Raw genomic sequence first — 378 nt, forward strand, 5'->3', positions numbered from 1 at the left:
GATCTAGCTATCTACTACATCGGTGGCGTAATCAAGCACGCACGTGCAATCAACGCATTTGCTAACCCTGCAACTAACTCATACAAGCGTCTAGTTCCAGGTTTCGAAGCACCAGTTATGCTTGCATACTCTGCACGTAACCGTTCTGCTTCTATCCGTATCCCAGTAGTACCAAGTCCTAAAGCACGCCGTATCGAGCTACGCTTTGGTGACCCAGCGGCTAACCCGTACCTAGCATACTCTGCAATGCTAATGGCTGGCCTTGACGGTATTAAGAACAAGATCCACCCAGGCGAAGCTATGGACAAGGATCTATACGACCTACCTGCAGAAGAAGCAGCTGAAATCCCAACAGTTGCAGCTTCACTACAAGAAGCG

General features: G+C 49.2%; 1 pseudogene. It reads left to right on the forward strand.

The window, feature by feature from the left end:
- Positions 1-378: pseudogene (gene glnA / locus AB4585_RS24160) on the forward strand (glutamine synthetase); the annotation flags it as partial.

This window comes from Vibrio sp. 10N.222.49.C9, from assembly GCF_041474985.1.
Classification (GTDB): Bacteria; Pseudomonadota; Gammaproteobacteria; order Enterobacterales; family Vibrionaceae; genus Vibrio; species Vibrio crassostreae_C.